The sequence below is a fragment of the Actinomadura logoneensis genome, from assembly GCF_003428695.1.
Taxonomy (GTDB): Bacteria; Actinomycetota; Actinomycetes; order Streptosporangiales; family Streptosporangiaceae; genus Spirillospora; species Spirillospora logoneensis.
This window is the reverse complement of record NZ_QURH01000144.1, coordinates 1-21,855: the sequence shown is the minus strand read 5'-3', so window position 1 is coordinate 21,855 and position 21,855 is coordinate 1. Positions and strand designations below refer to the sequence as shown.

Sequence of the window (21,855 nt, the reverse complement as noted above, 5' to 3'; positions counted from 1 at the left end):
CGCACATCTGGCACCGGCCGTAGGCATCAGCCGTTCACCCGCTGCGACTGTCTCAAGGTTCGACCATCTCTTTGAAAAAGCCCAACGTGGCGAACGCGAGGGGAACGCCGAAGAGGCCCCCAAGGAGGATGAAACCCACACCATATTCTGCCACCTCGTGGTCGTGGCGATCCGCGTTTACCTTGGCCATTTCGCGGGTGTCGTAAAGTCCACCCCCCACGGTGCAGTGGTCGTTTTGTTCCATGACGTGACCATCGCAGGTCACGCGACTGTAATTTGGTTTGCTGTGGACGTTTAGATCATGAATACCGTGGCGTATGCTGAGGTAGCATAAGAAGGTCAAGCCTCCCAGAAACAGCATGACAATGGCGAGGGCGAGGCGCTCGCCGATTGACTTTCTCGGAATCGTGATCACTGCTGATCCTTCGCCCGCAATTCCCTGGTGAAGTTAACCGCAACCGTACAGTTGCGCTTCGCCGATCGAGTCGGAGCGCAGTGTCGACCAGCTTGGCCTGAGCGGCTTTCAGCGGTCCCATTACGGACGCGAAAGGCTCGGCGCCTTGTCGCTCCGGCCGTCACCTTGGCCGGGGCCAAGGTGACGCGAGAACCAGTCGGTAATGCGTGTGGCGGTGGCATCCAAGACCACTGGGTCGTCGTAGAACGCCAAGTGTGGTGTGTCGGGCTGCAGATGGAGTTTTTCGGGGGTGGGGACGACTGCGAAGTGGCGTTCGGCCTGTTCGGGCCGGGGGTGGGGACGACTGCGAAGTGGCGTTCGGCCTGTTCGGGCAGGGCGCAGTTGGCGCCGTGGACGAGCAGGAAGGGTTTGGTGAGGCGCGCGGCGGCGCTCAGGCTCTCATACGACAGCAGTGCCACCTCGCTCATCACCGCGTGCTGGTTCTCCCAGACGCCGCGGTCGGCCTGCTCCTGGTACCAGGTCCAGGGCGCCAGGCCGGGCATGCCGACGTCGGTGCGTTGGGAGTGCACGCCCGGCACGTACTCGACCCGGCCGGTCGCCTCGTAGGTGGCCTTGGCCTGCCGCCCCCGCTCCAGCCGCGCCGCGACGGCCTGGGCGCCGCCCAGCCATTGGGCGTCGGCGGCGGCGTTACGGAAATGCGGGGTGACCGCGGCCACCACCTTGATCAGCGGGTCGTCGGCGGCGGCGTGCACCGCGGTGTTGCCGCCCATGCAGATACCGACCACGCCCAGTCGGCCGCGGTCCACCTCGGGGCGGCCGGCCAGGTAACCCACCGCCGCGCGCAGATCCTCCACCTTGGCGACCGGGTCCTCCAGGCAGCGCGGCTCACCGCCGCTCTCACCCCGGTAACGCGGGTCGAAGATCAACGCGGTGTAGCCGTTGCCCGCCAGCCGCCGCGCGTACTGCACCGGCGACTGCTCCTTGACGTACGTCATCGGACCGATGATCGCCACCGCCGGCGCCGGGCCCTCACCGAACGCCGCCGCGAACAACCGGCCGACGATCGTCTCACCGCCGCTGGTGAAACTCACCCGCTCGCCGTCGGCCACCTTGGCGGCCTCCGCTGCCGCTTCGGTCATCTCGCACCTCCGCTTCCAGATCCACCACTAGAACCGATCGAACCCCGAGCCCGGTTCCCCAGGTACGCACCCGACGGCGACAACGGCATGACCGAAAACGGCCACGCGCGAGCAGGGGGCCGCCGAACGCGACGCGCACGCCTCGACCACCGCGCGCCGCCAACGCCGCCCGACACGCCGCCCGGAGCCTGGACGACACCCGGCGCCAGCGCTACGGCGGGACTTCCCTTCGTGCTCCCCGCACACGCGGGGGTGGTCCCCTCGACGGGATGCGGAACGCCAGCTCGGAGGCATGCTCCCCGCGCACGCGGAGGTGCTCCCAGGGGTCTGTCCAGTTAACGGTGTATCTCGATGTTGCTGTGGTCAGTTGCGGGCGGTGGTGAGGCGGCCTTCGAAGGCGATGTCGAAGGCGTTGAGGGCGGCCTTCCATCGCATGATCCAGCGTTTGCGGCCGGTGCCCTTGGGGTCCAGGCTCATGACCGCGAGGTAGACGCACTTGAGGGCGGCCTGCTCGTTGGGGAAGTGCCCGCGGGCCTTGACCGCCCGGCGGATCCGGGCGTTGACCGACTCGATGGCGTTGGTGGAGCACCAACCTCACGGCCGAGTACAGCTAGCGGGGCGGCCGGGCGCCCAGCTTCCAGCCCTCCCGGCAGGCGGCCATGAAGGCCTCGCGTCCGGCCGGGAACGAGCCGCCGCCCTTCACGCCCTCCTGGTACGACGTGGCGCAGAACCCGGACGGGGCGTTCTCGCCCATCGTCGCGCGCATGCCCGCGGCCATCTGGACCATCGTTCGGAACGTGTAGCGCTTGCCGTCGGGGTCGATCATCACGATCTGCTGGCTGCCGCTGATTAAGAAATCACCCCAGAGTTCGCTGAGTGGTCTTCCCGGACTTCGTCTCGGCGGTGTCCGATCACCTCGCGCTGGTCGTGCACACGGTCGCGATCAGCACCTGGATCACCGCGCCGGACTGGGCGCCGGTGCGAGGCGAGGCGGTGCTGGGGCATGTCGCGCTGCGCCGCGAGCTCATCGGTGCCTTCCTGCGCGGATTCGAGGCGGTCGGCGCGGCCTCGGGCCGGGGCGGTGCGATCGCGGGCTGGCCGTACCCCTTCCCGGATGCGGCTGTCACGGAGCTTCGCGACGCGCTCGGTTGACGCCTGTCCCCGCTACCGCAAGGACTCGTCGAAGCGAGACGAAAGGCATGTACTTAGCAAGTGCACATATGGCGTCCGCTCTACTGCGGCTCGGAGTGCTGACCGTCGTCAGGGGTTCCGGGGGCTCTGCTGACGGGTGGCTACGCCAAGGACGGATCCGCAGGCCAGAGCTCGGCTGGATCGGGGGTCGCCGACGGCCGCCCCCAAAAGGCCGACCGTCCGCTCGCCGAAACGCATTCGTGCAGGTCAGTGATGTCTCACCTATTCCTCGAAGTGATGCGGGTGACCACGGCCTGGCGTGTTCGGAGTTCGTCTCGGGCCTGATCGCGTTGGCGTTGTGTTTCCGCAAGGTCGTCGCCGAGCTCATGGATGATCGCTGCGTAGGTGTTCACCAGGTCGGTGAGGTACCGCTTGTCGGCCCGCGCGGCGGCCAGGTCTGCCCGCAGCTTGCTGATCTGTTCACGAGCGGCCTGCAGCGGTGCGGGAACTTTCCCGAGCGTCTTGAATTCCGCCTGGTATTGCCGCATGAGGTCGGGGTGCTGGTGGGTGAGGACCCATCGTTTGATGCCGGCCTCGGCGGCCAGGCCGCTGATCGTGAGTTTGCCGCTGGAGCGCAGTGGTGTTCCGGCGATGAGCCGGTCGGCGGCGGCGCGCAGTTCGCGGCGCAGTCCGTCATGCGGTTGGGGGCCGGTCATCGGGCCTGCTCATGAGCACGGTCGTCCAGGTGGTCGGGCGGGCGGCCGGGCACATGACCGGTGATGATCTGGGTGAGGTCGTCGAGTCGGCGGCGTTCACGGTCGTGGCGGATCGCCGGGCTGAGCGGGTCGTCGACCAGCAGCCGTAGCCGCGCGGCTTGGCGGCGGAGGTGCTGCACATCGCGGTCGGTGCGGGCGATGTTGCGGCAGGCCGGGCGGCAGTCGTCCAGGTCGGGAGTGCGGCGCTCGTCGCCGCTGGGCGCGCCCCGCATCTGGCACAGCGCCGTGGACGGGTCGAACACGCACGTCATCCCCTGACCGGGGTAGATCTGCAGGGACGGGTTGGCCAGCACTGAGCGGGCTTGGCGTCCGCTGCGGATCACCCGCCCGGCGAACCGGTCGCCGGCGCCGCAGACACGAGCCCGGTAGGCGTCGGCGGCCGGGCCGCTGATGTGCTCGCCGGCCTGCAGCCGGCGCTCGGCGTCCTGCAGATCCTCCAGCCGGGTGAGCCATTGCTCCAGGGCGGTCTCGTCGGGGAACCCCGAGGCGTAGGTGCCGCTGTAGCCCAGGGTCATGTGCACATGGAGATGCGCGTACTGCAGGGCGCAGGCGACCAGGCCGCGCGGGCGGCGGCAGATGAACCACGCCAGCGTCCGGCGGAACCGTGAGGGGGTGATGGTTCCGGCGGGGTCGGCGGGGACGTGGTCGCGGCGGCCGCGGGCCCGACAGTAGGCGTTCACCCAGTCGATGAACTCGGTGATGGTCTCGCCGATCTCGGCGGTGCTGCGGGCCCGGTCCCGGCCCGAGGGCTTCTTGCCCAGCACCACGGCCGAAAACAGCAGGTCGCTGTCGTGCAGCTGCTCCAGCGCGGTGACCGCGCGGGCGACGGGTTCGGCCACCACCCAGGGATGCTCACGGATCTGCCCTTCGGGCACCTTGGCTCCGTGGCCGTCGCGGGCGCCCTTCCACTTGCGGCCGTGCATCAGCCACAGCCCGGTGGCCGGGTCGTGCTCGACGCAGCCGCGGCGCAGGGTGAGCACCTCACCCACCCGGGCGCCCGACAGGTAGCAGATCACCACCGCGCACGCCCCGATCAGCACCCGCGTCAACTCCTCCACCTGGTGGTAGTCGATCGCCTCCAGCCACGGCCGCCCGTCCAGCAGCCCCGATACCCGGTGATCGAGGTGGGCGCCGTCGACGATCGGCAGGCCGGACTCGGCGAACAGCACCCGGTGCGGGGAGATCTGCAGCCCTTGCGGGGCGGTGTCCATCAACCGCGCCAGATGCGCCCAGTCCAACTCGAGGTGGCCGTCGACGTCGACGCGGCCCGGCAGCGGCCGATCCTCGGCGCGCAGCCGCTCGATCAGGGCGGTGATGTCGCGGTACAGGCCGCCGTGCGGGCCCTTGCCGCTGCGGTACGGGTACCGGGCTCGGCGATCGGCGCCGCGCCGCCCGTGGAAGGGCCGCACCTCGCCCACCGCGGCGATGACGTCGGCGGAGAAGTCCTCGGTGAACCGCAGCGCCCACGCCAGCAGCGGCTCCATCGTCGCCGCCCCGATCCGCGGGGTCCGGTTCTCGATCCGCCGCCGGCGAGGAGAACGGCCCAGCAGCGCGCGGCTGTCGTGCCCGTCCCACGGCACCGGCTCGGGCAGCCGCACCAGCAGCGGCAGCAGGTCCCGGAACACCCACATGCGGCGCACCACGTTCACGATGTCGACCCGGTCACTGTGAGAATAGGACGACTCCAGCAGATCGGCGACGAAGCCGTCATAGTGCGCGCCGGTGACATCGGTGAGCCGCTCCACCCCGCGGGCGTCCAGCCAGGTGAGGAAGGCCCGGACGCGGCGGGCCACCACCATGTGGGTGTAGACCGACAGCCGGTTCATCCGGGCGTGCTTGAGGGCCGGTGGTTTTTCGGTGTTCAACTCCGCCCACAGGTAATGCTTGGCCGCCGGCACGAACCGGTGAGGCATCCGGCTGAACCCGATCGTCATGGTGGTGTAATGGTCCTCGAAGATGGCCGGGGACAGGTTCCAGCGCGCATCACCGAACACCGACAACCCAGCGGGGTCGGCATCGGGTCGCAGCGTGCGGTTGAGCAGCACCGGCGTGGCCGTTCCCGGGTACCGAGCCGGTGGATCGCCGGGGACTGCGGGCGACGATGAGGGGTTCACACGTGGTCCAGTTCTCCGGCCAGCAGGCGTTCCACCAGCCCGCGGTCGTGTTCGGTGATGGCGGATCGTGCCTGCTCCACCGCGGCGGCAGGGGCGTGGCTGAGCAGATCGGACAGCTGGGCGTGCGGGCGGCCGAACCGCCGCGCCCACCCCAGCGGTGTCATCTGCGTCCGCCGTTCCTCCAACGCCTGCAGTGCGGCCGTTTGCGCCGGCAGGTGCCGCGGTAGCGCCCGCGCGCACGGGCATCCCAGACATTTCAAGAACGAGGCGGTGCACGGCTGCCCGGCCGGGGCGAACGGGCCGGCGGCAGGATCGGCGCAGCCGGCCAGCACCGTGTCGGCCTCACCGCTGATCAGCCGGTGCAACGCCGCCACACTTACCCCGTGCCGGCGGGCCGCGGCCTGCGGATCGCGCCGAGCCTGCGCCAGGTCCTGCTCGGATAGTGAGGTGATCGCGGCGAACGCTCGGGCCGTGCGGGTCTGCTCGGCGAGCACGTCGGCGACCAGCCGCTGGTAGTCGCCGAACGCGGTGCCGTCTTTGGCCAGGTACTGGTCGGCCAGCGTGGCCTCGGTGTGCGCGACCGGCCGCTGCTCGCGCTGCAGATGCGTCTTGCGCATCCGCGCGAAGGTCACCTCCAGCGGCCGCGGCTCGCCGCCGGCCGGATGCTCCAGCAGACCGGCCGCGGTGGCCCACTGGCCGTCGTCCAGGATCGAGGTCCGCAGCCCCACCCGGAACCCCTGGCCGGGACGGCCCGTCACCGACCACGACACCATCAGCCGGTCCGCCCCGGTGATCCGCCGCGCCGCCGCCGTCAACTCCAGCAACAGCATGTACACCCCGAACGGGGTGTGCAGCTGATCCCGGCCCGACAGCATCACCCGCTGCGACGGGGCCTGCGCCCACACGGGCAGATCACTCAACGCGACCGTCATGAACCGGCGGGTGCCGCGACGGGCTTTCACCAGCTCCACCACCGCGGTCGCCGCCCCACCGGCGAACCCGTCGGGCCGGTGGTGGGCGGCCGGCGCCTGGCAGATCGAGCTGCCGTTGTGGCCGGTCATCCGCACCAGCAGCAGGGCTCCGGCGGCGAGCTCGGACCCGCGCGGGTGCAGGGCGTGCATGAGGTCCTCGAGGTTGCCGTGCCGGGCGACCCACGGCGGCAGACGAGACGACGCAGCGCTCTGCCGCGGCAGCACACCCGTCCGGTCCACCAGGTCCAGCACCCGGCAGTACTCTGCTTGCCGCTCATCGGCAACGACGCAGGCGTCGCTGTCCCGCCACCGCTCCAGCAGCTCGCGGTTGCCGCCGATCCGCTCCGCCGCCTGCCGCAGCATCACCCGCGCCGCCTGCACAATCCGCCGCTCCTCATCCTCGGGATAGCTGCCTCGTTGACGGCCCAACTGCCGGGCGATCGTCGTCGGCGCGGCCAGCGCGTTGACCAGCTTGGGGTTCAAGCCGTCCATCCGGCGCAGCACCGCTTTCAACAGGCCCATCTCGAACGGCAGCCCGGCCTTGGAGCTGCGCTTGAGCGCATACCGGTCCAGCAGCACCGGCTGCAGATCCCCCGGCGTCCGCGGCACCGGATCACACGCGGCGACGACCTCGGCGAACCCTCGCAGCACACGAAAGACGTTGGCGGCGCTGAGCGCCGAACCCACAGTCCCCGACGGCCCGACGTGAGCGTCGAACCCCCTGGCCATCGCCACCCGCAAGGGCCGGCTCACCAGCAGGACCCCGAAGTCGAAATCACAGGGTGCACCACCGCGATCGGGAAAGAACCGCACACGGCACTCATCCCCGCCGATGAACACCCGCTGCGGCGGTTCCCAGCCCGGCCGCGGCAGCTCGGCGGGGCGTCCCGCCGAACTGCCGACCGAGCTGCCCGCCGAGCTGCCGGCTGAGCGTCGTCCGCTCACCACTGCCCGGCTCCCTCGCCTACTCGTCCCGCCGACGCTGGTTCCGCCAGCGGATCGCCCAGCACCCGCGGCTCGCCTGCGAACAGATCACGCAGCAGCCCCGACGCCGCGACGCCCTCGGCGTGCGCCAGCAGCAACTCCACCTCCAGCGACCGGAACGGCTCCAGATACACCGCCATCGTCGTCTGCGGGTTCCGGTGACCCAGCAAGGTCTGCACCAAACTCCACGTGCTGCCGAACTCGGCGCGGAAATCCTTGGTCTCCTCGCTCGACAGGTGCGCCAGCCGCTGCCCGTAGATCATGCGGCCGACCGCGAACCAGCGCAGCGCGAACGAATGCCGCAGCATGTGCGGCGCACCGGCGAAACCGGCCAACCCCATCCGCGCCAGCCGCCGGTTGGCGGTAGCGAAGGTGTGATGCCACCCATGCGGCGCCCGCGGCATCCCGTCCTCATTCAGCCACACCGCCACCGGCTCCAGCCCCTCCCCGCTCTCCCAGAACAGCCGGCCGCGCTCCCGCGGCGCGAGCACATCCAGCGACACCGTCTCCAACCCCCCGCTCGGGCGGCGCACCTGCACCCGCCGCCGCCCCATCACCCGCACCAACACCACCACGTCGTCCAACCGCTCATAGCGGCCGACGGCACGAGCACGCCTCACGGCCGCCGCCCGCTCCCCCTCGATGTAGCTGAGCGTCTCGGTCAGCACCGACCGAGGCATCCAGTACCTGCGGCCATATCCCCCCTTGGCGACCGCATCGGCCAACCGGCACGTCCAGTACTGCCGCGCGGGATCATCAAACGGCAACTCCACATCCAGCACCGACGCCCACTCGCTCAACCGCAGACCCGTCCCATACAGGCCCTCGGCGAACGCCGCGTCACGCTGCGGATTACGCCCCCGCCACGACGGATCATCGGCCCCCTCGCCGGTCAAGCCCAACAGCCCAAGATCCCGGTAACGCGCATATCCCTGCGGATCGAACCACTTCACGTCACTGTCGCGAACCGCCGCCGGCGCCGCCGCCACACGCTCCACCCGCCCAGCACCGGGAACGTACAGCATCCGCATCACGACCGGCGACGCCACGCTATGCGTGCGCTGCGCCCAGCCGTAGAACTGCTTCAACACCGTCAGATCGGTGTGGACCGTGCCGGCCCGAACCCGCCGGTCATTGCCGGGATCCTGCAAGCGCCACGTCTTGAAATCCTCGACCCGCGACGGCGTGGCCTCATCCCAAGCCGTATCGACACATTCCAGGAAGTTCAGCCACACCCGCAGACAGGTGGCGTACTTCCTCCACGTCGAACGGGCCAACGACCGCAGCTCCACCGAGGCGAACCACTCGTTGATCCGACGATCAGGACGGCCCGACGGCGACAGCAGGAACGGCTGACCTTCCCTCCTCCGTTGCGCGGCACGCTGCAGCACCGCCTCCGCCCGCATGACAAGGGGATCACCCAGGACGGAGACGAGACGCTCTTCTCGGCAGTAGTACAGCTCCCACGGCACCCGGTGACCCTGCCACCTGCTGCAACACGAGACCTCGCAACACGCCGACCGGCTAGAGAAGCACCGAGTAGGCCGAGACGTTCCCGGCGGCGTCGCGGGCGCGGACCTTGAAGGAGTAGGTCGTGTTCGGCGACAGCCCGGTGACCGTGGTCGAGGTGCCCGTGACGGCCGTGGGGGAGCCGGCGTCGCGGACGAGGTCGTAGCCCGCCACGCCGGTGTCGTCGGTGGACGGGTTCCAGGAGACCTTGAGGGACGTCCCGGTCGCGCCGCTCACGGTGAGGCCGGACGGGACGGACGGCGGCGTGGTGTCGGCGGGGCCCGAGCACGCCCGGCCGTTGAGGGTGCAGTTCTGCGGCGTCCCGGTCCCGGACGAGACCCAGCCGAAGCTGGCGGACGCGCCCGGGGCGAGGGTGCCGTTGTACTCGCGGTTCCTGAACTCGTAGTGGGCGCCGGTGCGGGCGAGCAGGGCGTCCCAGTAGGAGCCGACGGACGTCCCGGACGGCAGGTCGAAGCCGACCGTCCAGCCGGTGAGCTGGGCGTTTCCGGTGTTGGTGACGGTGAAGCGGCCGGTGTACCCGCCGCTCCACTCGGAGTCCTTGGTGAAGGCGGCGGTGTCGGCGTGGGCGGGGACGCCGAGCAGGACGAGCAGGGCCGTCAGCAGGACGGCCGAGGCGGCTCTGAGCACGGGGAGCTCCCTGGGCAGGAGGGACGCGGGCGGGCCCCGATGGCCTTGCAGAATAGGAAAGTTTCCTAATCGTTTTAACCCGGGACGCCGCGTCCGGCAACCCCTCGGGACGGTTCGGGTCTCAGGGGAGCAGGCCGCGCAGGACGGTGCGCAGGGCGTCGGCGGTGCCGGCCGCCGAGTCGTCGCCGGTCGCCAGCCGCCGCACCGCCAGCCCGTACAGCAGCGAGACCACGGCGGGAGCGTGCCGGGCGGCGTCCGGGATGCCGAGCGCGGTGAGGATCGCGGCGGCGAGCCGGTCGTAGGCGGCGACCGAGCGGGCCGAGGTGGCCCGGACCTCCGGGTCGCGGGCGGCGTGCAGGTGCAGTTCGAGGTTGGCGATCTGGCGGCGGTCGGTGGCGAACCCGACCATGGCCTTCTCCACCTCGTCGGCCGCGCGGTCGGGGTCCACGCCCGCGTCGCGCAGCCGGTCGACGTGCGCGGTGATGCGGGCGATCTCGTCGTCCACGAACGCGGCCAGCGACTCCCGCAGCAGGTCGGACTGGCTGGGGAAGTGGTAGGTCAGCGAACCGAGCGAGACGCCGGCGGCGCGCGCGACGGCGCGGTTGGTCACGGCCCCGACGCCGTGCTCGGCGATGAGGTCGAGGGTGGCGCGGAGCATCCGGTCGCGCGGCGTGGTGGTCATGGCGGCTCCAGTCTTCCGCATCCGGACGCCGGAGGTTATCGTTCGTTCGAACGAACGATACTCGGAGAGGGGCCCGGATGGACGACTTCCTCGGTCTGGCGGAGCAGGCGGCGCTGCTGGCGGACGGCGACGTGTCGTCCCGCGAGCTGGTGGAGCGGTCGCTCGCCCGGATCGACGCGCTCGGCTCGCTGCAGGCGTTCCGCGTCGTCCGGGAGGAGGCCGCGCGGCGCGAGGCGGACGCGGCGGACCGGCGGCTCGCGGCGGGGGAGCGGCTGCCGCTGCTCGGCGTCCCCGTCGCGATCAAGGACGACACCGACCTGGCGGGCGAGACCACGCCGTTCGCGGTGCTCGCCGACCACCGGCCCGCGACCGAGGACGCCGAGGTCGTCCGGCGGCTGCGCGCCGCGGGCGCGATCATCGTCGGGAAGACCACGACCTGCGAGATCGGGCTCTGGCCGTTCAGCGAGTCGCCGGGGTTCGGCCGGGCGCGCAACCCGTGGAACCCCGACCGCACGCCCGGCGGGTCGTCCGGCGGGAGCGCCGCGGCGGTCGCGGCGGGCATGGTCGCGGCGGCGGTCGGCTCCGACGGGGCGGGCTCGATCCGCATCCCGGCGGCCTGGTCGCACCTGGTCGGCATCAAGCCGCAGCGCGGACGCGTGTCGGCGTTCCCGAACCGCGACCCGTTCAACGGCATCACGGTGTGGGGGCCGCTCGCCCGCACGGTCGGGGACGCCGCGCTGATGCTGGACGTCCTGACCGGCAGCCACCCCGAGGACGCCTACCAGCTCGACCGTCCCGTCACCCCGTTCGCCGAGGCCGCCCGGCGCGAGCCCGGACGGCTGCGCGTCGCCGTCTCGTTCCGGACCGCGTTCGGCGTGCCGGGCCGGCTCGACCCGGAGATCCGGCTCGCGGTCGAGCGGCTCGCGCGGCGGCTCACCGCGCTCGGCCACAAGGTGTTCCCCGCCGACCCCGACTACGGGCCGATCTTCATGGGCCTGGTGCCGCGCGGCACGACCGGCGTCGCGGACTGGCTGGACGCCATGCCGAACCCGCGCCCCGAGGCGCGCACCGAGGTGGAGGCGCGGATCGGGCGGATCGCCGGGCGCCGCCTGCTGCCGCTCGCCCGCCGCCTCGACCCGTACTTCCGCCGCCGGGTCGGACGGATCTTCGAGACCGCCGACGTCGTCCTCACCCCGACGACCGCGCAGCTCCCGCTGAGGGTCGGTGCGTTCGAGGGCGCCGGCTACCAGCGGACGCAGTCGGGCGTCGCCGCCGCCTGCCCCTACGCCTGGACGTGGAACGTGCTCGGCTGGCCGGGCGTGAACGTCCCCGCCGGGTTCAGCCGCGACGGCCTGCCGATCGGCGCGCAGCTGCTCGGCCACGACTCCGACGAGGCGACGCTGATCTCGCTCGCCGCGCAGCTGGAGTCGGTGGAGCGCTGGGCCGACCGGCGTCCGGCCGAGGCGGCGGTCAGTATCCCGACCCGGTGACCAGCCCGCCGTCCACCAGGACCTCGCTGCCGGTGCAGTAGGACGACTCGTCCGAGGCCAGGTAGACCACCAGCCCGGACACCTCGCGCGAGTTGCCGAGCCGGCCGAGCGGAAGGCCCTCGATCAGGGCGTCCGCGCGGGCGGCCGTCGCGTCGATCACGTCCTGCTGCATCGACATGCCGGTGACGATCGCGCCCGGGTGGATGGAGTTCACCCGGATGCCGTACCGGCCCAGCTCCCGCGCCGCCGCCTTCGTCAGCCCGCGCACGCCGAACTTCGACGCGCTGTAGGCCGCCAGCCCCGACGCGCCGATGAAGCCCTCGGTGGACGACACGTTGACGATCGACCCGCCGCCGGACTCGCGCATCGCCGCCGTCACGGCCTTCACGCCCTGCCACTGGCCGAGCAGGTTCACCTCGATGATCGCCCGCGCCTCGTCGAGCGTCATCTCCTCGATGGTCTTGTGCTTGAGGATGCCCGCGTTGTTGACCAGCACGTGCAGCCCGCCGAAGGACTCGACGGCCGTCCGCACCGCGGTCGCCCAGTCGTCGGGGCTCGTCACGTCCATCCGGACGAACCGGACGGCGTCCCCGAGGTCGGCGGCGAGCTTGGCGCCGAGGTCGTCCAGGACGTCGCCGAACACCACGCGCGCGCCCTCGTCCACGAACCGCCGCACGTGCGACTTGCCCATCCCGCGCGCGCCGCCGGTGACGATCGCGACCTTGCCGTCAAGACGTCCCATCGAGGGTCCTCCTCATCGCGGCCACCGCGCTCGCGGCGGCCTCCATGCTCCGGTAGACCGGCACGCCCGCCGCCCGTGCGACGGCCCGCACCCGGTCCTCCACGCCCGGTGGCGCGCACTCGGCGTTCCGGACGACCAGGGTGATCCGGGTGTCCGGGGTCTCCGCCTGGAGCCGTCCGACCGCGCGCGTGTAGGCCACGAGCGGGTCGGCGCTGTCCCCGAACGTGAAGAAGCTCTGCACGTTGACGTGCGCGACGACGTCGGAGAACGCGCGGTGCGCCAGGATCGCCGCCACGGCGTCCCGCACCAGGTCGGGGTTCCCGCGCGGTCCGACCGGGATCTCCAGGGGGTTCGCGAGCGAGCTGCCCGCGCCGAGTCCGAGGGCGCGCAGGGCGTCCACGGCCGCGCCCGGGAAACCCGGCAGGGCCAGGGACGCGCCGTCGAACACGTCGGCGGCGAGCACGCTCGCGCCGCCGCTCGGCCCGATCACCAGCACGCCGTCCCCGCGCACCGTGCGGTGGCCGTGCAGGTCGAGGGCGTCGAGCGCGCCGATCAGGTCGTCCTGGCTCCGGACGACCGCGGTCCGGGTCTGGACGCCGAGCGCGGTCCAGATCCGGTCGTCGCCGATCATCCCGCCGGTGTGCGAGGCGGCGGCCGTCCGGCCCTGCTCGCTGCGCCCGCCGACCAGCGCGACGACCGGCCGTCCCGCCGCGCGCAGCGCCTCGAACAGGCCGCGTCCGTCGCGCGGGTCCTCCAGGTACAGGCCGATCGCGGACGTCCCGTCGTCGGCGGCGAGGTACCGCAGCAGCTCGGCGGGGGTGACGTCCAGGCTGTTGCCGACCGTCGCGACCTTGGAGAACGCGAGCCCACGCCGCTCGCCGACCTTGACCACCTCGCCCGCCAGCCCGCCGCTCTGCGAGATGACGGCGATCCGCCCCGGGCGGCCGGGCTCGCCGCCGAGGAACGTCTGCCCGCCCGCGGGCGAGTAGACGCCCATGCAGTTCGGGCCGAGCAGCCGGACGCCCGCCTCGCGCGCCGCCTCGGCGAGGTCGGCCTCCAGCTCCGGCTCGCCCATCTCGCCGAACCCGCCGCTCATGACCTGCACGAACGGCACCCCGGCCGCCTGCCGGACGACCTCGGCGCACTGCTTGGCGGGGACGGCGACCAGCGCGTAGTCCACGTCCGCCCCGGCCAGTGACGGGACGCACGGCACGCCGTCGATCTCCTCGGCCGACGGATGGACGGTGACGAGCCGCCCCTGGTAGCCGGCGGCCCGGTAGAAGGTGAGGAACATGTTCCCGAAGTTCGGCCGCTTCGTGGACGCCCCCACGACCGCGACGCCGCGCGGCGCGAAGAGGCGGTCGAAGTCGGTGACCGGCCCCTCGTGCCGCGAGGCAGCCGCCGTTTCGGTCCCGCCGGGCGCGGGCAGGGCCGGGGCGTCCCCTCCCACGAGGCGCGCGTCCACGGCCACCGCCCCGGCCGGCCCGCAGATCACCGGGTTGAGCTCGAACTCCTCGAACTCCGCGCCCAGGGCCGTGACCATGTCGCTCATCGCGAGCAGCACCCCGACCAGCGCGTCCCGGTCCACCGCTGGACGGCCCCGGAAGCCGTCCAGCAGGGCGGAGCCGCGCAGCTCGGCGAGCATCGCTCGGGCGTCGTCCGCGGTGATCGGGGCGAGCCGAAGGGCGGTGTCGCGCAGCACCTCGGTCCAGACGCCGCCGAGCCCGGCCACCAGGACGGGACCGAACGCCGGGTCGCGCACCGCGCCGACGATCACCTCCACGCCCGGCTCCGCCTGCTCCTCGACCAGGAACCCGGCCGGGACGATGCCCTTGTCCGCGAGCGCGCGGTGCATCTGCGTGGCCGCCTCCGCGGCCGTCCCCGGGGACCCGAGCCCCAGCCGCACCGCGCCCGCGTCGCTCTTGTGGAGCAGCCCCGGGCCGAACGCCTTCACGACCAGCGGCGGCGTGAGCCCGGCCGCTGCGGCCCCCACCTCGGCGGGGGCGCTCGCGGTGGCGCCGCGCGGCACGCGCACCCCGAAACCGGAGATCCACGCCTTGACCTGGTGTTCGGGAACGTGGCTCACAGTCCTCCTCGACGACCGGCGATGTGCTGGGAAGGGCGGTCAGATCCGGTCGGCGTAGGCGTCGCGGATGCCGCGGCGCAGCAGCTTGCCGGGACCGCCCGACGCGTCCTGCGTGTGCGGGAGCCCGTCGGTGACGACCACCGCGTCGGGCCGCCGGTGGGCGGGCAGGCGCTCGGCGAGCGCCGCCTTCACGGCGTCCCCGGTGAGCTCCGCGCCCGCGCGCGGGACGACCGCGAGCAGCACCCGCTGCTCCACCGCGTCCTGCCCCTCCGGATGCGCCGGGACGCCGACCGCGCCCGCCTCGGCGACCCCGTCGAGCTCGACCGCCGCCTCCTCGATCTGGACGGGCTGGGTCCACTGGCCGCCCTTGAGGATCGCGTCCTCGCGGCGTCCGAGCACGTGCACGAAGCCGTCCGCGTCCATGCGGCCCAGGTCGCCGCCCACGTACCAGCCGTCGCGCAGCACGTCGGCGGTCTTGTCGGGCAGCTTGTCGTAGCCGACCATCAGGTTCGGCCCGGCGAGGTTGATCTCGCCGACCTCGTCCACCACCCGCCGCCCGTTCGGGTCGGTGATCCGCACCGCGCAGGACGTGCGGGCGCGGCCGACCGAGGCGATGTCCTGGCTGCCGTCGTCCTGCCGCCCGAAGCAGGTGTAGGGGGCCTCGGTCTGGCCGTAGTAGCTGTAGATCGCCGCGCCGGGAACCCGGTCGAGGATGCGCTCGCGCAGCGCCGGGAGCAGCGGCTCGCCGCCGAGCACGATCGCCTTCAGCGACGACAGGTCCACGCGCTCGTGGTCGTCCGAGCCGAGCAGCGCGGAGAAGAAGCTCGGGATCAGCGAGACGTGCGTGACCCGCTCGCGCGGGACGACTCTGAGGAAGTTCGCCGGGCCCCAGTCCTGTTCCAGCACCAGCGTCATGCCCGCGTAGAACGCCGGTCCGACCAGCGCCGGGAAGCCGATGCCCCAGATGATCGCGCCGGTGCCCATCACCGAGTCCGGGCCGTGCTCGACGTCCAGCCAGATCTGCGCGGACGCCAGCGACGAGAAGTGGGTGTGCATGACCGCCTTCGGCAGGCCGGTCGTCCCGGAGGTGTAGAACAGCGCGAGCAGGTCGTTGCCGAACCCGCCGAGCGGCGGCTCCGCCTCGGCCGCGTCCGCGGCGAGGGCGTCGAGGTCCACGGTGTCGCCCGCCGCGCCGCCGACCCGCAGCCACAGCTTCACGTTCGGCAGGTCGGGCCGGATCTGTTCCACCAGCCCCTCGACCGTCGCGTCGTAGACGAACGCGGTGCACTCGGAGTGCTCGACGACCTGGCGGAGCGTGTCGGCGGGCCAGTAGGGGTTCAGCGCGGCGACCACCGAGCCGATCTTCATCTGTGCGAGGTACACCTCGGCGACGTGCAGGGTCTCGTTCATCAGGGACGCGACGCGCGTCCCGGGCGTGACCCCGGCGGCGAGCAGCGCGTGCGCGACGCGGTTGACCCGCCGGTTGAGCTGGTCGTAGGTGAAGCTCTGCTCGCCACAGTACGTCAGCGCCGTCTTGTCCGGCGTGCGCATGGCGTTGGCGGTCAGGACGGCGTGGGCGTAGTTGCTGAAGTCGCTGCTGGAAGGACTGTTCTCTCGCGCCACGGCTCGGCTCCTTCGGCTCAGGCGGGAGGGGATGGGATGCGGGGCGGACGGCGGGAGGCGAAGGGCGGTGAACGGGAGCGGCCGGGCCCGGCGGGCCGGGACCGGCCGGGGTCAGCGGGAGCCGTACAGGACGAACAGGTTTCCGGCGGGGTCGCGGAGGACGGCGCGGACCTCGTGCGGCCCCTCCTCGGGCCCCCGGACGAGCGCCGCCCCGGCGGCGGCCAGCCGCTCCGCCGTGGCCGCGACGTCCTCGACCTTGAAGGACGCGGCGGGGGTGCCGCCGGTGACGTCCTCCTCGGATCCGGCGATCGCGAACGTGGTGCCGCCGCCCTCGAACGCGGCGAACCGCCCCCCGTCCTGGAACTTGAGCGTGAGGCCCAGCTCGTCCCGGTAGAAGGCGACGGCCCGCTCGACGTCCTGCGCCGGGTAGAGCACGTTGCCGAGGTGCGGCGGTTCGGTCATGCGGGGCTCCAGTGGGGGATCGGCCCGAAGCCGGGCAGCTCGGCGAAGTGGACCCGGACCGGCATGCCGATCCGGACGTCCCCGGGCGGGCAGCCGGTGAGGTCGCCGAAGACGCGCGCGCCCTCGGGCAGGTCCACCCAGGCGACGGTGTACGGCGGTGGGAAACCGGGGAGGAACGAGCGGTGGACGACGGTGAAGGTGTGCACCTCGCCGTGACCGGAGACCGCCTCGAACGCCAGGTCCGCGCCGCCGCAGTAGGGGCAGCGCGGCTCGGGGAAGTGCACGAACCGGCGGCATCCGGCGCAGCGCTGGAGCGCCAGCTCACCGCGCCCGCAGGCCGCCCAGTAGGGCTGGGTCAGCGGGCTCGGCCGCGGGGCGGGGCGCTGGTCGTCCATCGCCGCCCAAACTAGCGCACGCTTGGTTGGTGGACAAGGGTGTGGACCGCCGTCTCACCGTCGCTCCCCGATCCCGGTCGGCGTCCGGGTTCAGACGGTGGCGAGGCGGTCGCGGGAGAGGCGGTCGGCCCGGCGGGTGGTCTCGGGCAGGCGGAAGCGCGGCGCGAGCGCGAGCGTGAGCCGGCACGCCTCGTCCAGCCCGACGCGGTGGCCGACGGAGACGAACACGGGCTTCACGCCGTCCTGGGTGCGCAGGACGCGCCCGACCTCGACTCCGTCCAGCAGCAGCGGGGACCGGTCGCCGCGCTTGGGGCCGGGCTGCTCGTACGTGCCGACGAACGCGGTCTTGGCGACGCCGATCGTCGGCAGGCCGGTGATGACCCCGACGTGGCACGCCAGCCCGAAGCGGCGCGGGTGGGCGAGGCCGTACCCGTCGCAGACCAGCAGGTCGGGCGTGGCGTCCAGGCCGCGCAGCGCCTCGACCAGCGTCGGCAGCTCGCGGAACGCGAACAGGCCCGGGACGTACGGGAAGTCGGACGTCCCGACCGCGACCGACTCGGCCACGACCTCCAGCGTCTCCGCGTCCAGGACCACGGCCGCCGCGGCCACGCGCGCGCGGTCGCCGCCGCCGTCGCCCGCGTAGGAGACGTCCAGCCCGGCGACGGTCCGGGGCGTGACCGAGCCGGCGGGCTCCACGCGTCCGCGCAGCTCGTTCTGGATCGCCTCCGCCTCGGGCGGCGTGGACGGCCAGGGGTGCGGAACCATGATCTCCATGCCGGAAACCGTAGCGCCGCCGCGGGCGACCGCGCCTCGCCGCTACCCAAGCAAATGCTAGGTCGTCTAGCCTGGACGGGTGCCGACCGATCTCACCGACCTCGCGGCCCCCGCCCGCACCGCGCTGCTCGTCATGGAGATGCAGCGCGGCGTCGCGGGCGACCTGGCCCGCTTCCCCGACCTGGCGAAGACCTGCGCCGAGCGCGGCGTGACGGCCAACGCGGCCCGCGTCGCCGCGGCGGCCCGCGCGGCCGGGGTGCGCGTCGTGCACTGCACGGCCGCGTTCCGGGCCGACCGGGCGGGCAGCCACACCGGCAACTCGCCGTTCCTGCGCGCGCTGCTCCGGGACCCCGCGCACATGCTGGAGGGGACGGGCGCCGTCGAGGTGCTGCCCGAGCTGTCCGACCCGTCCGACCTGGAGTCCCGCCGCTACCACGGGTTCTCGCCGTTCACCGGGACGTCCCTGGACATGACGCTGCGCTCGCTCGGCGTCACCACGGTCGTCGCGGCGGGACTGTCGCTCAATCTCGGCATCCCGGGCCTGTGCCTGGAGGCGGTGAACCTCGGCTACCGGGTCGTCTGCGTCACGGACGCCGTCGCCGGCACGCCCGCCGAGTACGGGGACGCCGTCCTCGCCCACACGATCCCGCTGCTCGCCGCGCGCGCCACCGCCGGCGACCTGGTCCGCGCCTGGGAGGGCTGATGGACGGCCTGGACCTCTCCCGGCGCGTCGCCGTCGTGACCGGCGGCGCGGGCGGTATCGGCCGCGCGATCTGCGCCGACCTCGCGGCGCTCGGCGCGCACGTCATCGTCGCCGACCTCGCCGCCGGGGCCGCCGCCGAGACCGCCGAGGCGTTCGGCGGGACGGCCCTGCCGGTGGACCTCGCCGACCCCGCGTCCGTGGACGCGTTCACCGACGCCGCCGGACCGGTCGACATCCTCGTCCACAACGCGGGCGTCAGCATCGTCGAACCGTTCACCGAGAGCGACCCCGCGCACTGGGACCTCATGTGGAAGGTCAACCTGCGCGCCCCCATGCAGCTCACCCGGGCCCTGCTGCCCGCCATGGCCGAACGCGGCCACGGCCGCCTGGTGTTCGTGTCCTCCGACGGCGCGCGCGCCGGGTCCGGCGGCGAGGGCGCGTACGCCGCCACCAAGGCCGGGCTGTTCGGGCTCGCCAAGTCCCTCGCCCGCGAGGCCGCGCGCGGCGGCGTCACCAGCAACGTCGTCTGCCCGGGCCCGACCGACACGCCCATGGTCCGGCAGGTGGCCGAGCGGCACCCGGACCTGCTGGACAAGCTCGCCCGGCAGATCCCGATGCGCCGCATCGGCCGCCCGTCCGACATCGCGGGGATCGTTGCGTTCCTCTGCACCGACCGCGCCGCCTACATCACCGGGCAGACGATCTCGGTGAGCGGCGGGATCACGATGCAGTGACCGGCGCGGAGGCGATGGCCGGCCGGGACGCCATGACCGGCTGGGACGCCATGACCGGCGCGGAGGCGGTGGCCCCGCTACAGGGCGGCGTACGCGGCCTCGGCCAGGCGGTACGCGCGCAGGTCGCCCGTGAGCTGGTCGCCCATGCGGTTCGGCAGGTAGGCGAAGGCCAGGTCCGCGTCGAGGTCGGCGAGGCCGAGCGCGCCGCCCGCGCCGGTGTGCCCGAACGCCGAGTCCCGTCCCGCCTCGGGCGTGAAGAACGTCATCGACGGGCGCATGAAGCCGAGGCCGAACGCGCTGTCCACCGTGAGGGTCAGGTCCTCGCCGCGCACGCGCGTCCGGACGCCCTCGCGCAGCGTCTCCGGGCGGACGTACCGGCCCGCGAGCAGGTTCGCGTAGAACGCGCCGAACGCCCGCGCGGTCGCGAGCATCCCGGCGGACGGCCAGCCCGCGCGCAGCACGACCGGGTTGTTGAACCCGCCCTTCCCCGGGCTCGGGTTGTTCACCGACCGGTTCATCCGGCTGCCCGCGTCCAGGTAGGACCGGGCGAGGCGGTCGATCCGCGCGTCGTCGTCCACCGCGCGCGGCCCGTCCTCGTCGCGGACGCCGCGCACGTTGGTCAGCCTCGCGGCCCGCTCGATCACCTCGTCGGGCGCGCCGATCCACAGGTCCAGGTCCGGCGCGAACTCCTTCTTGACGAACTCCCCGGCGGGCATCCCCGCGTGGTGGCGGACCAGGTGCCCGGCCAGCCAGCCGTAGGTCAGCGCGTGGTAGCCGTGCGCGGTGCCGGACTTCCACTCCGGCTCCTGCGCGGCCAGCTCCGCGGCGCGCGCCTCCGCGTCGGCCGCCTCCTCGGCCGTCACCGGACGCGCGAACGCGGGCAGCCCCACCTGGTGCGTGAACAGGTGCTCGTTGGTCGCCGCCTCCTTGCCGTGGACGCCGAAACCGGGCCACCACCCGGTGACCGGCGCGTCCCACTCGAACGCGCCGCGCTCGGCGAGCAGCAGGGCCGCCGCGGCGGTCAGCGCCTTGGTGCAGGAGAAGCCGAACGCGGGAGTGTCCTCCCGCCACTCGCGTCCGGTGCGGCGGTCGGCGAGGCCGCCCCACAGGTCCACGACCTTGCGGCCCCCGGCGTAGACCGCCACGGCCGCGCCGACCTCGCGCCCCTCGGCGAAGTTCCGCTCGAACACGTCCCGGACGGCGGCGAAGGCCGGATCGCAGTGGCCCTGAACCGGCGGTCGCCGCTCGCTCGTTCCCTGCGCGGTCGTCATGGGGGCGTCCTCTCCTCGGAAGGGTCTGAACCGAATGATGCTCGATGAACCGAACAACTGGGGACGGTGGGGTGCCGCCGACGAGCGCGGCGCGCTGAACCTGCTGACCCCGGAGACGGTCCTGGCGGCGGCGTCCTGCGTCCGGGAGGGACGGGTGCTCGGCCTGTCGCTGCCGATCCGCGGCGCGACGTCCTCGCCCGCGCCGACGACGGTCCCGCACCTGCGCGGACGTCCGCTGCCGCAGCACTTCATGTCCGTGGACGGCGGCGACTACGCGGCGGGCACGCGGGCGATCGGCGCGGGCCTGAAGATGGCGGACGACGCGCTCGTCGTGACCCCGCACGGCACCACGACGCACATGGACGCCCTGTGCCACATGTGGTCGGGCGACGAGCTTTACAACGGGCATCCGGCGGACCGCGTCCGCTCCTACGGCGCGGGCCGCTGCGGGATCGACAAGGCCGGGCCCGTCGTCGCGCGGGGCGTCCTGTTCGACGTCCCGCGCCTGCGCGGCGTCGAGCACCTGGCGGCGACCGACCGGATCACCCCCGAGGACCTGGAGGCGTGCGGGGTGGAGCTCCGGCCCGGCGACGTGGCGGTGGTCCGCACCGGATGGCCGCTGACCTGGGCGGACGGCCCCGACGCCTACTGGAGCGGGCAGCCGGGGCTGTCCGCCGGCGCGGGGCGCTGGCTCGCCGCGCGCGACGTCTGCGCGGTCGCGTCCGACAACGCGGCGATCGGCGGCCTCAACGAGCGCCAGCTCGCCGACGAGGAGCTCGCCGACGACCTGCACATGATCCTGCTGTGGCGGCACGGCGTCCCGCTGCTCGAGATGCTGTGGCTGGAGGAACTGGCCGCCGCCTCCCGGACGGACTTCCTGTTCGTGGCCGCCCCGCTGCGGATCGAGGGCGGCACCGCCAGCCCGGTCACCCCCGTCGCCGTCCTGTGAGCCCGCTGACCGCGGAGCGAACGCGCCTTTCTGGGAGGTGGCTGAACATTCGCTCTATGGCCACCCAAAAGTGACCGACCGGTGATCGTTTGCGGCGAGCCTTGCGAAGGTCCATCCCCCAGAGCAAGGAGGACACCGATGCGCAGACTCGTGACCGCCGGTGCGGCCGGGGCGCTCGTCGCCGCGACCGTCTCCCTCACCGGCGCCGGAGTCGCCGCCGCGGCGCCGGCCCGCCCCGGAACGCCACCGGCCCGGCC

Annotated in this window: 20 protein-coding genes and 2 pseudogenes; 5 read left to right on the top strand and 17 right to left on the bottom strand. The window is 72.9% G+C overall.

Annotation, left to right across the window (positions count from 1 at the left end; genetic code table 11):
• Positions 1-52: 52 nt before the first annotated feature.
• From DZF91_RS07550 to DZF91_RS07535, 4 genes and pseudogenes are all read right to left on the bottom strand, one after another.
• Positions 53-415: a hypothetical protein gene (locus tag DZF91_RS07550; RefSeq protein ID WP_117356761.1), complete on the bottom strand. Its 363-nt coding sequence runs from the start codon at positions 413-415 to the stop codon at positions 53-55.
• Positions 412-1,554 carry an alpha/beta hydrolase gene (locus DZF91_RS07545; RefSeq protein WP_117356760.1) on the bottom strand — a complete coding sequence of 381 codons (1,143 nt, stop codon included), beginning with the start codon at positions 1,552-1,554 and terminating at the stop codon, positions 412-414. The genes DZF91_RS07550 and DZF91_RS07545 overlap by 4 nt, the downstream gene beginning before the upstream one ends.
• Before the next feature lie 363 nt (positions 1,555-1,917).
• Positions 1,918-2,142 (bottom strand): annotated as a pseudogene (locus tag DZF91_RS07540) (transposase); the annotation flags it as partial.
• Positions 2,143-2,164: 22 nt separating this feature from the next.
• Positions 2,165-2,380: a hypothetical protein gene (locus DZF91_RS07535; RefSeq protein ID WP_117356759.1), complete on the bottom strand. Its 216-nt coding sequence runs from the start codon at positions 2,378-2,380 to the stop codon at positions 2,165-2,167.
• Between the two features lie 50 nt (positions 2,381-2,430).
• Between DZF91_RS07535 and DZF91_RS07530 the strand changes: the two genes are divergently transcribed.
• Positions 2,431-2,706: a hypothetical protein gene (locus DZF91_RS07530; RefSeq protein ID WP_117356758.1), complete on the top strand. Its 276-nt coding sequence runs from the start codon at positions 2,431-2,433 to the stop codon at positions 2,704-2,706.
• A 257-nt stretch (positions 2,707-2,963) separates the two neighbouring features.
• On the opposite strand, the gene DZF91_RS07525 is transcribed toward DZF91_RS07530, so the two are convergent.
• The 6 genes from DZF91_RS07525 to DZF91_RS07500 all read right to left on the bottom strand — a co-directional run bounded on the left by DZF91_RS07525 (position 2,964) and on the right by DZF91_RS07500 (position 10,369).
• Positions 2,964-3,401, bottom strand: a complete 438-nt coding sequence (locus DZF91_RS07525; RefSeq protein ID WP_117356757.1) for a hypothetical protein — start codon at positions 3,399-3,401, stop codon at positions 2,964-2,966.
• Positions 3,398-5,506, bottom strand: a complete 2,109-nt coding sequence (locus DZF91_RS41010) for a hypothetical protein (protein WP_199486483.1) — start codon at positions 5,504-5,506, stop codon at positions 3,398-3,400. Before DZF91_RS41010 ends, DZF91_RS07525 begins: the two co-directional genes overlap by 4 nt.
• A 65-nt stretch (positions 5,507-5,571) precedes the next feature.
• Positions 5,572-7,491, bottom strand: coding sequence for a hypothetical protein (locus DZF91_RS39550; RefSeq protein WP_158587873.1), 1,920 nt, complete (start codon positions 7,489-7,491; stop codon positions 5,572-5,574).
• The gene (locus DZF91_RS07510) at positions 7,488-9,002 is read right to left on the bottom strand and encodes a site-specific integrase (RefSeq protein WP_117356756.1); all 1,515 of its coding nucleotides are present in this window, start codon (positions 9,000-9,002) and stop codon (positions 7,488-7,490) included. The genes DZF91_RS39550 and DZF91_RS07510 overlap by 4 nt, the downstream gene beginning before the upstream one ends.
• A gap of 52 nt (positions 9,003-9,054) precedes the next feature.
• Positions 9,055-9,687: a cellulose binding domain-containing protein gene (locus DZF91_RS07505; protein ID WP_117356755.1), complete on the bottom strand. Its 633-nt coding sequence runs from the start codon at positions 9,685-9,687 to the stop codon at positions 9,055-9,057.
• 121 nt (positions 9,688-9,808) lie between these two features.
• Positions 9,809-10,369: a TetR/AcrR family transcriptional regulator gene (locus DZF91_RS07500; protein ID WP_117356754.1), complete on the bottom strand. Its 561-nt coding sequence runs from the start codon at positions 10,367-10,369 to the stop codon at positions 9,809-9,811.
• A 74-nt stretch (positions 10,370-10,443) separates the two neighbouring features.
• On the opposite strand from DZF91_RS07500, the pseudogene DZF91_RS07495 reads away from it, so the two are divergent.
• Positions 10,444-11,859 (top strand): annotated as a pseudogene (locus DZF91_RS07495) (amidase); the annotation flags it as partial.
• Here the strand turns inward: DZF91_RS07495 and DZF91_RS07490 are convergent.
• The 6 genes from DZF91_RS07490 to DZF91_RS07465 all read right to left on the bottom strand — a co-directional run bounded on the left by DZF91_RS07490 (position 11,840) and on the right by DZF91_RS07465 (position 17,941).
• Positions 11,840-12,601 carry a glucose 1-dehydrogenase gene (locus tag DZF91_RS07490; protein WP_117356752.1) on the bottom strand — a complete coding sequence of 254 codons (762 nt, stop codon included), beginning with the start codon at positions 12,599-12,601 and terminating at the stop codon, positions 11,840-11,842. The pseudogene DZF91_RS07495 and the gene DZF91_RS07490 overlap by 20 nt on opposite strands.
• Positions 12,588-14,687 carry an acetate--CoA ligase family protein gene (locus DZF91_RS07485; protein ID WP_117356751.1) on the bottom strand — a complete coding sequence of 700 codons (2,100 nt, stop codon included), beginning with the start codon at positions 14,685-14,687 and terminating at the stop codon, positions 12,588-12,590. The genes DZF91_RS07490 and DZF91_RS07485 overlap by 14 nt, the downstream gene beginning before the upstream one ends.
• 39 nt (positions 14,688-14,726) lie before the next feature.
• The gene (locus tag DZF91_RS07480; RefSeq protein ID WP_199486482.1) at positions 14,727-16,310 is read right to left on the bottom strand and encodes a class I adenylate-forming enzyme family protein; all 1,584 of its coding nucleotides are present in this window, start codon (positions 16,308-16,310) and stop codon (positions 14,727-14,729) included.
• 111 nt (positions 16,311-16,421) lie between these two features.
• Positions 16,422-16,772, bottom strand: coding sequence for a VOC family protein (locus DZF91_RS07475; protein ID WP_117356750.1), 351 nt, complete (start codon positions 16,770-16,772; stop codon positions 16,422-16,424).
• The gene (locus tag DZF91_RS07470; protein WP_117356749.1) at positions 16,769-17,167 is read right to left on the bottom strand and encodes a Zn-ribbon domain-containing OB-fold protein; all 399 of its coding nucleotides are present in this window, start codon (positions 17,165-17,167) and stop codon (positions 16,769-16,771) included. Before DZF91_RS07470 ends, DZF91_RS07475 begins: the two co-directional genes overlap by 4 nt.
• A gap of 90 nt (positions 17,168-17,257) precedes the next feature.
• Positions 17,258-17,941, bottom strand: coding sequence for an endonuclease V (locus DZF91_RS07465; RefSeq protein WP_117356748.1), 684 nt, complete (start codon positions 17,939-17,941; stop codon positions 17,258-17,260).
• A 79-nt stretch (positions 17,942-18,020) separates the two neighbouring features.
• Here DZF91_RS07465 and DZF91_RS07460 point away from each other — a divergent pair, with 79 nt between their 5' ends.
• Both DZF91_RS07460 and DZF91_RS07455 read left to right on the top strand, forming a co-directional pair.
• Positions 18,021-18,644 (top strand): cysteine hydrolase family protein, encoded by a 624-nt coding sequence (locus DZF91_RS07460; protein ID WP_117356747.1) that lies wholly within the window; start codon positions 18,021-18,023, stop codon positions 18,642-18,644.
• Positions 18,644-19,378 (top strand): SDR family NAD(P)-dependent oxidoreductase, encoded by a 735-nt coding sequence (locus DZF91_RS07455; protein ID WP_117356746.1) that lies wholly within the window; start codon positions 18,644-18,646, stop codon positions 19,376-19,378. The genes DZF91_RS07460 and DZF91_RS07455 overlap by 1 nt, the downstream gene beginning before the upstream one ends.
• Before the next feature lie 77 nt (positions 19,379-19,455).
• Here DZF91_RS07455 and DZF91_RS07450 read toward each other — a convergent pair whose 3' ends face one another.
• Positions 19,456-20,649 carry a serine hydrolase domain-containing protein gene (locus DZF91_RS07450; protein ID WP_117356745.1) on the bottom strand — a complete coding sequence of 398 codons (1,194 nt, stop codon included), beginning with the start codon at positions 20,647-20,649 and terminating at the stop codon, positions 19,456-19,458.
• A 37-nt stretch (positions 20,650-20,686) separates the two neighbouring features.
• On the opposite strand from DZF91_RS07450, the gene DZF91_RS07445 reads away from it, so the two are divergent.
• Complete coding sequence (locus tag DZF91_RS07445) at positions 20,687-21,598, top strand: cyclase family protein (RefSeq protein ID WP_117356768.1); 912 nt, start codon at positions 20,687-20,689, stop codon at positions 21,596-21,598.
• Positions 21,599-21,855 lie beyond the last annotated feature (257 nt).

Coding starts and splice junctions, on each gene's coding strand:
- DZF91_RS07475 (WP_117356750.1), bottom strand. CDS start 16,772: ATGACCGAACCGCCGCACCTCGGCAACGTGCTCTACCCGGCGCAGGAC.
- DZF91_RS07450 (WP_117356745.1), bottom strand. CDS start 20,649: ATGACGACCGCGCAGGGAACGAGCGAGCGGCGACCGCCGGTTCAGGGC.
- DZF91_RS07500 (WP_117356754.1), bottom strand. CDS start 10,369: ATGACCACCACGCCGCGCGACCGGATGCTCCGCGCCACCCTCGACCTC.
- DZF91_RS07465 (WP_117356748.1), bottom strand. CDS start 17,941: ATGGAGATCATGGTTCCGCACCCCTGGCCGTCCACGCCGCCCGAGGCG.
- DZF91_RS07545 (WP_117356760.1), bottom strand. CDS start 1,554: ATGACCGAAGCGGCAGCGGAGGCCGCCAAGGTGGCCGACGGCGAGCGG.
- DZF91_RS07525 (WP_117356757.1), bottom strand. CDS start 3,401: ATGACCGGCCCCCAACCGCATGACGGACTGCGCCGCGAACTGCGCGCC.
- DZF91_RS07490 (WP_117356752.1), bottom strand. CDS start 12,601: ATGGGACGTCTTGACGGCAAGGTCGCGATCGTCACCGGCGGCGCGCGC.
- DZF91_RS07455 (WP_117356746.1), top strand. CDS start 18,644: ATGGACGGCCTGGACCTCTCCCGGCGCGTCGCCGTCGTGACCGGCGGC.
- DZF91_RS07470 (WP_117356749.1), bottom strand. CDS start 17,167: ATGGACGACCAGCGCCCCGCCCCGCGGCCGAGCCCGCTGACCCAGCCC.
- DZF91_RS07445 (WP_117356768.1), top strand. CDS start 20,687: ATGCTCGATGAACCGAACAACTGGGGACGGTGGGGTGCCGCCGACGAG.
- DZF91_RS07535 (WP_117356759.1), bottom strand. CDS start 2,380: ATGATCGACCCCGACGGCAAGCGCTACACGTTCCGAACGATGGTCCAG.